This window comes from Dellaglioa sp. CoH-55-MRSF-6 (assembly GCF_056782215.1).
The window spans coordinates 59754-68058 of record NZ_JBXAYJ010000006.1; the positions used below are offsets into that span (position 1 = coordinate 59754).

Annotated in this window: 9 protein-coding genes; 7 read left to right on the forward strand and 2 right to left on the reverse strand. The window is 31.5% G+C overall.

All coding sequences use genetic code 11. The features are described 5' to 3' along the window. Positions 1 to 71 precede the first annotated feature (71 nt). From AC1RPK_RS06680 to AC1RPK_RS06700, 5 genes are all read left to right on the forward strand, one after another. Positions 72 to 1445, forward strand: coding sequence for an amino acid permease (locus AC1RPK_RS06680; RefSeq protein WP_481761814.1), 1374 nt, complete (start codon positions 72 to 74; stop codon positions 1443 to 1445). Between the two features lie 345 nt (positions 1446 to 1790). Continuing rightward, entirely contained in the window at positions 1791 to 3164 is a 1374-nt protein-coding gene (locus tag AC1RPK_RS06685) for a bifunctional metallophosphatase/5'-nucleotidase (RefSeq protein WP_481761813.1), read from the forward strand. Positions 3165 to 3201: 37 nt separating this feature from the next. Further along, on the forward strand, positions 3202 to 3816 hold the full coding sequence (locus AC1RPK_RS06690) for a YutD family protein (RefSeq protein WP_481761812.1): 615 nt from the start codon (positions 3202 to 3204) through the stop codon (positions 3814 to 3816). Between the two features lie 22 nt (positions 3817 to 3838). Continuing rightward, on the forward strand, positions 3839 to 4624 hold the full coding sequence (locus AC1RPK_RS06695; protein WP_481761811.1) for a TIGR01457 family HAD-type hydrolase: 786 nt from the start codon (positions 3839 to 3841) through the stop codon (positions 4622 to 4624). Then, positions 4608 to 5240, forward strand: a complete 633-nt coding sequence (locus AC1RPK_RS06700; RefSeq protein WP_481762413.1) for a TIGR01906 family membrane protein — start codon at positions 4608 to 4610, stop codon at positions 5238 to 5240. Before AC1RPK_RS06695 ends, AC1RPK_RS06700 begins: the two co-directional genes overlap by 17 nt. A 78-nt stretch (positions 5241 to 5318) precedes the next feature. Here the strand turns inward: AC1RPK_RS06700 and AC1RPK_RS06705 are convergent, their stop codons facing one another. Next, positions 5319 to 5957: a VTT domain-containing protein gene (locus AC1RPK_RS06705; RefSeq protein WP_481761861.1), complete on the reverse strand. Its 639-nt coding sequence runs from the start codon at positions 5955 to 5957 to the stop codon at positions 5319 to 5321. 39 nt (positions 5958 to 5996) lie between these two features. Further along, positions 5997 to 6989: an NAD(P)/FAD-dependent oxidoreductase gene (locus AC1RPK_RS06710; protein WP_481761809.1), complete on the reverse strand. Its 993-nt coding sequence runs from the start codon at positions 6987 to 6989 to the stop codon at positions 5997 to 5999. A 129-nt stretch (positions 6990 to 7118) separates the two neighbouring features. Between AC1RPK_RS06710 and AC1RPK_RS06715 the strand changes: the two genes are divergently transcribed. Further along, a complete protein-coding gene (locus AC1RPK_RS06715) occupies positions 7119 to 7703 on the forward strand; it encodes a peptidylprolyl isomerase (protein ID WP_481761808.1) in 585 nt (194 codons plus the stop codon). 57 nt (positions 7704 to 7760) lie between these two features. Continuing rightward, entirely contained in the window at positions 7761 to 8168 is a 408-nt protein-coding gene (locus AC1RPK_RS06720) for a CvfD/Ygs/GSP13 family RNA-binding post-transcriptional regulator (protein WP_481761807.1), read from the forward strand. Positions 8169 to 8305 lie beyond the last annotated feature (137 nt).

Sequence of the window (8305 nt, forward strand, 5' to 3'; positions counted from 1 at the left end):
AATAATTTCTTTAGAAATTAACATGTGTCATGTATAATCTACTTAATTACTATAGAGGGAGTTTGATATTAATGGCAGAAAAAAGTTCAGAAGATCAGCATGTTAGAGGATTAAAAAGTCGACATGTTCAATTAATTGCAATTGGTGGAACAATTGGGACTGGTTTATTCTTGGGAGCAGGTCAATCTATTCATTTGGCTGGGCCATCTATTTTATTGGCATATATTATTACCGGAATTGCATGTTTTCTTTTAATGCGTTCGTTAGGTGAATTACTGTTATCGAATGTGAATGCACATTCATTTATTGATTTTATTTATGAATATCTAGGTGAAAAGGTTGGATTTGTTGCTGGATGGACATATTGGGTCTGTTGGGTAACAATTGCAATGACAGAAATTACCGCAGTCGGGTTATATATGAAATTTTGGTTTCCTAACTTGCCGCAATGGATTCCTGGTATGGTTATGCTCCTTATTCTTTTAGGAATAAATTTAGTTACAGTGGGATTATTCGGTGAAACAGAATTTTGGTTTGCACTCATTAAAATTATTGCCATTATTGTGTTGATATGTATTGGCGTGTATATGGTAGTGGTAAACTTTAAAACTTCAGCTGGGCATGCCAGTTTGACGAATTTAGTAAGTCACGGTGGATTTTTCCCCCAAGGAATTAAAGGATTTATTTTGTCATTTCAAATGGTACTGTTTAGTTTTGTCGGTATTGAAATGGTAGGATTAACAGCTGCAGAAACTGAAAACCCAACAAAGGTTATCCCAGAAGCAATTAATGAAATACCCTTAAGAATTATTTTGTTTTATGTAGGATCATTATTGGCAATTATGGCGATTTATCCTTGGAATATGATTTCGGAATCACAAAGTCCATTTGTTCAAGTATTTGAAAATATAGGGATAAAATCAGCAGCCAGCATTATTAATATTGTTGTAATTACAGCTGCAGCCTCAGCTTGTAATGGGTCTTTATTTAGTACAGGTAGAATGTTGTTCTCGCTTAATTATAATAAAAAAAATAAATTTTCTAAAAAAATTAGTAAGTTATCACATAATCAAGTACCTGCATTTGCATTACAATTTTCGACTCTTGTGATTGCAATTTCAGTCGTACTGAATATGTTTATGGCTGAATCGGTATTTACATTTATTTCAAGTATTGCAACGACTTGTTTCTTGTTCATTTGGGGAGCAATTGTAATTGCACATTTGAAGTATAGACGAAAAATAAAACTAGAAAAAACAGAATCAATGCTAGTATTTAAAATGCCTTTCTTTCCTGTTACAAATTATTTAATTCTATTATTTCTAACTTTTGTAGGTATTGTGCTATGCTTAAAACCTGATACATTAATTGCGCTGATTGCTTCAATTGGTTGGTTAATTGTACTCTATGTTATTAAAAGTGTTCAAATGAAGATGGAAAATTAAATTTTTGCTGAAAAGACCACGTGTGAGGGTCTTTTTTTGTATACTTAGGGCACAAATTAAAAGTAATTGTTGAAAATATTGTTTGATTTTGCTTCTAAAAACATTACAATTTAATAGTTAATTTCAGCGCGAGCAATACTATTTTCTGCATGCTATTTTTTGTAAAGGGTCATATAAATTCACTTGGACACGGTAAGCAGTATAATATAGGATATAGTATAACTAATAATGTTGAACCCACCTATTAGGAATTTGATGGTTAGAAAAGAACTTTAGGACAACCATAATAATATAGTTAGTGAAAAGAAAGTCAGTAAATAATCAAAATAAGGTGGATATAAACTAATGGAAAAAATAACGATTTTACATACAAATGATATTCATTCACATTTAGAAAATTGGCCTAAAATTAGGCGATTTTTACAATCTGAAAAAATAAAGCTTGAAAAACAAAATCAAACTGTTTTAACTTTTGATATTGGAGATGCAATTGATCGTGTGCACCCGTTGTCGGAAGCTACAAATGGCAAAGCCAATATTGAATTAATGAATACTGTAGCATATGATGCAGCGACAATTGGTAACAATGAAGGTATTGGTAATTCGCGAAGCCAATTACAACATTTATATGATAATGCAAAATTCGACATTATCCTTGATAACGTGGTAGATGGAGAAGTTAATAATCGTCCTGCATGGGCCAAAGAATATAAAATAATGGAAACTGCAGCTGGAACTAAAATTGGAATAATTGCCTTGACAGCACCATTTCCAATGACGTATGAGATGAATGGTTGGGAATCTAATCAAATTGATACCGTTTTACCTTCACTTTTAAAAAAAATAGCAGGTAAAGTAGATGTTATTATTTTGTTATCACATTTAGGTTTACCTGTAGATAGAAAAGTAGCTGCAAAGTATCCTCAGATAGATATTGTATTAGGAAGCCACACACATCATTTATTGAAATCCGGTGAAAAAGTTAATGAATCATTATTGGCCGCAGCTGGTAAGTGGGGGATGTACGTGGGCGAAGTAGCGATTGAACTTGAAAATCATAAAATTAGAAAAGAAGTTGCTAAAGTAATTGAAACAGAAAGTTTAGCAGAAGTTATAAGTGACCAAGACGAAATAGCAGAATATAGATTACGCGGAGAAAAAATTTTAACATCTGAAGTTGTTGCAAAATTGCCTGAAGATTTAGAAGCATCATGGACTAAAAATTCAGCATTAATGCAGACATCATTGAAAGCCATCGAAGCGGGTACAAAAACGGATATTGCAATGTTAAATGGTGGATTATTTTTGAAAAATTTACAAAAAGGATTTGTAACAAAAAATGACCTGCATCAAACACTGCCACACCCAATGCGGGTTATTACTGCTAAATTAACTGGTTATAATCTATGGCGATTAGTACAAGAAATTAAAAAGAATAGTTCATTTCTTAAGAAATTCCCAATTAAAGGGATGGGTTTTAGAGGCCAATTATTTGGTGAAGTAGTGATTGATGGACTGGTAGAACAAGAAAATGGGGACCTTATATATCATAACGAAAAAATTGACTTGGATGCATATTATACTATTGCAACAGTTGATCATTTTATGTATATACCGTTTTTTCCAACCATAGAAATAACCGGAGAAATTTCGATAAATGGCAAGAAATTTTTAAGAGATTACGTTGGGGACTATTTAAAACTAGAATTTTCTGTATAATGAAGTATGACTAAAGTTGTAAAAGGAGGTTTGAGATTTGAATCAAGCACAGAAAGAAAAGAGAGAACAGCAACTTGCAATAAAAGCAGAAAAAATTAAAGCTTATGCTAGTGATGTTGTTCGACAGAGTGAAACCCGAGTACTAATCGATAACCGTCCATATGATCTTGTTTCCAATTATAGAGATGGTTTTGAAATTGAAAAATTAACGGAACGATTTAGCCAAATTTTAACGAAATATGATTATATTGTTGGAGACTGGGGATATGATCAACTTCGATTAAGAGGTTTTTATAAAACCGAGAATAAAAAGGCATATCGGTCACAATGTATCGATACTCTTGAAGATTATTTATATGAATATTGTAATTTTGGATGTTCTTATTTTGTGTTGCACAATTTGGAAATTCAAAAACCTGAACCAATTTCTAATCCTAAAGAACGTAAAAAAACAGTTAAACCAGTTGGTAAGAAAAGAAAACCTGTAGTAAGGGCGCACACAACTGAAAAAAAATATCAAATAAAAAATAAAAAAACTAAAGTACCATTAAACAAGTCTAAACCAGTAAAACCACAAAAAAATAATTTAAAAACGGCAACAAAACGAACAAAGAAACACGAATTTGTAATTAGGCAAAAAGATAAAGCATAATTAAATAGGCAAGGTGATAATAATGGCATATAAAGGTTATATGATTGATTTAGATGGTACAATCTATCGAGGAAAAGAAAAAATTGCGGCAGCAAAACGATTTATCGAGTCTCTACAAGCAAGAAATATTGCATTTTTATTTGTGACTAATAATACGACTAAAATACCAGCTGATGTTGTCAATAATTTAGCAAATAATTTTGATATACATGTAACTGAGAAAGAAGTCTATACGGCGGCACTTGCAACTGCAGATTATCTAGATGCGTTAAACCCTGATAAAAGAAGTGTTTATATTATTGGTGAAAACGGATTAAAGAAAGCAATTATGGATAAAAAATTTATTATTGAGGAAACGACGCCTGATTATGTTGTTGTTGGGTTAGATTCCGATGTTACGTATCATAAATTTGAAATGGCAACTTTAGCAATCAAACGTGGTGCTAAATTTATTGGAACAAATGCTGATACTAATATTCCGAATGAACGTGGACTACTTCCTGGTGCTGGATCGCTGGTAAGGATGGTTGAATGTACAACACAACAAGAAGCTACTTATATTGGTAAACCTGAAACTATCATCATGGAAAAAGCCCTATCAAGACTTGGCTTGAAGAAAAGTGAAGTTGTGATGGTTGGAGATAACTACATGACAGATATTAAAGCCGGAATTAACTTTGGGGTTGATACAATGTTAGTCTATACGGGCGTTTCAACAAAAAACTTAGTGGCATCTAAAAAAGTTCAACCAACTATTCAATTGGATTCACTTGATGATTGGGACTTTGATAATGATAGAGCGCGTTAAAAAAATGGGACAGTGGCTAAGTTTATATCTAGCGATTGTCTCTTTTTCTATTATATTGGTAATTAATAGTACGTTTGTTTATAAAATTTTTATCAAGCAATCACATTTGAATAAAATTGTTGGGTTAAACCAATCAGAATTAATGTCTGATTATAATAATTTATTAGACTATTTTAACTATCCTTGGGTAAATAAAGTAAAAATGATATTGCCTTCATCATATAATGGGATGCAACATTATCATGATGTTAAACAATTGGTGCAGTTTAATTATGGTTGTTTTTTAATTTTAGGATTTATTGCAATAATATTTATTGGTCAATTAACAAAACAAAAGGAATTATGGAAATTGGTAAGACCTTTTCAGATGGCTATTACTGTTCCTTTTCTTAGTGTATTTTTACTTTTCTTTAATTTTGATCATTATTTTATACTATTTCATGAGCTCGTGTTTAGAAATAATGATTGGATATTTAATCCTAAACTAGATCCAATCATTTTGGCATTACCAGAAAATTTTTTTATGATTTGTTTTCTAATGGTCTTTTGTCTAATTGAGATGTTCTTTTTAGTTGGTATTTACTTTGGTAAGAGAGAAATTAAACGTAGTAATTAAAAAAACGAGACACCAGTGAAAATGGCGTCTCGTTTTTTTATTAGATTAAGATAGAAAGGGTGGGATATTAATAGCTAGTTATTTACTTAATTTTGACTTAATACCACTAAATACAGCTGGAATTAAGGAAATTAGTATGATTCCCAATACGACTAAAGAAAAATGTTCCTGTACGATTGCAATGTTTCCAAAGAAAAATCCAGCAGAACAACAAATGGTGACCCATGCAAATCCGCCAATTAGACTAAAGCGTAAGAAGCGAGAGTACTTAAATCCGCTACCACCAACGATGAAGGGAGCAAGCGTACGAATAATAGGCATGAATCTTGCTAAAATAATTGCGGGTCCACCATGTTTATTGAAAAATTGTTCTGTTTTATCGAGACTATCTTTGCTAATCATTTTATTAAATAATGAATGATCTGAAATTGAGTTCCCTACTTTTTTTCCAATAAAGAAATTTAGTGAGTCTCCCATGTACGCTGCAGCAAGAAAGAGGATTACAAATATCCAAATATTCAAATGATAAATTGAATTTGCTGCTAGAGCACTAGCTGCAAATAAAAGTGAATCACCAGGTAGGAAAGGTAAAATAACCGCTCCAGTTTCTATGAAGATAATAAAAAATAAGATAAGATAGGTCCAATTTCCAAAGTTGTTCACAATACTAATCAAGTGTGTGTCTATATGTAAAACAAAATCTATAAAAAAGTTTATGACAGACATAATATTAAATACCCCTTAAGTTCTATTTTTTTAATAATGTGGATTCATTAGTTGCGTACTATGAATAGTTCGATTAATATTTGGGTTTATAAAATTTAGGGCACTAGTTACGGCAGTCGGTGCTTCACCAAATCCTGAAGCAATTAGTGCTATTTTACCAGGGTATGAAACAATATCTCCTGCGGCAAAAACACCGGGAATGGAAGTTGCCATTTCAGAATTTACCGAGATTAGTTTCTTATCCATATTTATACCCCAAGCATTAATAATTTTATTATCGGATAAGTAGCCATAATTCACAAGTAAATTATCAACAATTATCGTTTTATTAAGATTATTTTTAGAATGTTTTAGCAAAATTTCAAGGCGACCATTCTTTTTAGAAAGTGATTGTATCGAAAAGGGAGTTTCAAATATAGTATCAGTTTTTTTGAGTTTTGTGACATTGTACTCTAGAGCTCTAAAGTTATCTCGACGGTGAATCATATGAATTTGTTTTGTAATGTTCGATAGCTCATTTGCCCAATCGATAGCAGAATCACCACCGCCAGCAATAGCAATTTGTTTATGAGAAAATTTAGAAAGGTCACTAATATTGTAAAATAATGATTCATTCTCGAATGTTGCTGAATTAGCAATATTTAATTTACGTGGCTGAAAAGAACCAATTCCAGCCGTAATAATAATTGTTCTACTATATGTAACCCGTTTAGAAGTTTGAATCCTAAAAATATCATTCTCTTTTTCGAAATTTAAGACGGTCTCATTTAATTTAACGTCAAAGTCAAATTGGTGAGCTTGCCTTGAAAGTTCCTTAATTAGATGTTCACCTGATATGCCAGTGAATCCAGCTATATCATATATTTTTTTCGTTGGATATAATGTACCAACTTGTCCACCAATGTCGGGAAGACTTTCAATAACTTGAGTTTTAGCTTGGCGCATGTGCGCATAAGTTGAAGTAAATAGTCCGATGGGTCCGGCACCAATGATAGTAATATCAAATATTTCATTTGTTGTCATAACAGTCTCCTAGCATTCCATTTAATAGCATTATAATAGTATAACGCATAAAAAATATAAAGTAATAGTAAAATAGAGTGAAATTGGGTACAATGGAATCAATAAAGTTTGAATAGGAGGAACATAGTTATGACATACCCACAATTAGACTTAGAACATGTAGTTGGACCAAAAGTTAAAATGATTACGAATTACGGTGATATAACGATTCAATTATTTCCAGAACAAGCACCTAAGACGGTAGAAAATTTCATTGGACTTTCAGAAAATGGATACTACAAAGACGTTATTTTTCATCGAGTGATTTCTGATTTTATGGTTCAATCTGGTGATCCAACAGGATCTGGAATGGGTGGTGAAAGTATTTGGGGTAAATCGTTTGCAGATGAATTTTCTTCTGAACTTTTTAACTTAAGAGGTGCTTTATCGATGGCTAATTCTGGACCATCAACAAATGGTAGTCAATTTTTTATTGTCCAAAATTCGAATGTTCCTGAACAGATGATTGGACAATTAAAGGATGCAAATTATCCTGAAGAGGTAGTCGTAGAATATAAAAAAGGTGGAACTCCTTGGTTAGATTTTCATCATACAGTATTTGGACAAGTTGTTAGTGGAATGGACATTGTTGATAAAATTGCGGGTGCAAAAACAGCTATGCAAGATAAACCAGTTGAACCAATTGTAATTGAAGATATGATAGTAACAAAATAAAGAGGATGAAAGTCCTTTTTATTTTGGCCGTTTTTACCGAAAGATTGAGGAGTATAAATGAAATATAGAATTGGACAAATTATTGTAGGAACTATAACAGGTATTCAATCATATGGTGCTTTTGTAACAATTGCGGATGGAGTTCAAGGCTTAATCCATATTTCGGAATGCCATAACGGTTATGTGGATAACATATTGAATTATTTAAAAATAAATGAAAAAATTACGGTTAGGATTATTGATATTGATGAATATAACAGTAAAATGAGTTTTTCAATTAGAAATTTTACTAAACAAAATAGTAATCTTAAAAGTACAGGTATTAAAATAAAACATAAATATTATTGGACAAATAGGTCTATAGATACAGGGTTTAAAGCAATAGATGATAAAATGGATTTTTGGATAAGCCAACAATTAAGAGATATTCACAGAAATAGACTTGACCAAGAAAAAGAAAGCTGATATATTTAATAAGTGCTATTGAGGCGATAATGAATATCGCAAATAAAGTGTTGACATGAGATATACCAGATGGTATATTAATAAAGCTGATTGATACGGCAAGAAGAAATGAATATTTATTCAAAAAATTCTTGACA

Excerpts from the sequence above, each read along its gene's own strand:
- AC1RPK_RS06695 (WP_481761811.1), top strand. The coding sequence starts at position 3,839 with ATGGCATATAAAGGTTATATGATTGATTTAGATGGTACAATCTATCGA.
- AC1RPK_RS06700 (WP_481762413.1), top strand. The coding sequence starts at position 4,608 with ATGATAGAGCGCGTTAAAAAAATGGGACAGTGGCTAAGTTTATATCTA.
- AC1RPK_RS06685 (WP_481761813.1), top strand. The coding sequence starts at position 1,791 with ATGGAAAAAATAACGATTTTACATACAAATGATATTCATTCACATTTA.
- AC1RPK_RS06720 (WP_481761807.1), top strand. The coding sequence starts at position 7,761 with ATGAAATATAGAATTGGACAAATTATTGTAGGAACTATAACAGGTATT.
- AC1RPK_RS06715 (WP_481761808.1), top strand. The coding sequence starts at position 7,119 with ATGACATACCCACAATTAGACTTAGAACATGTAGTTGGACCAAAAGTT.
- AC1RPK_RS06710 (WP_481761809.1), bottom strand. The coding sequence starts at position 6,989 with ATGACAACAAATGAAATATTTGATATTACTATCATTGGTGCCGGACCC.
- AC1RPK_RS06680 (WP_481761814.1), top strand. The coding sequence starts at position 72 with ATGGCAGAAAAAAGTTCAGAAGATCAGCATGTTAGAGGATTAAAAAGT.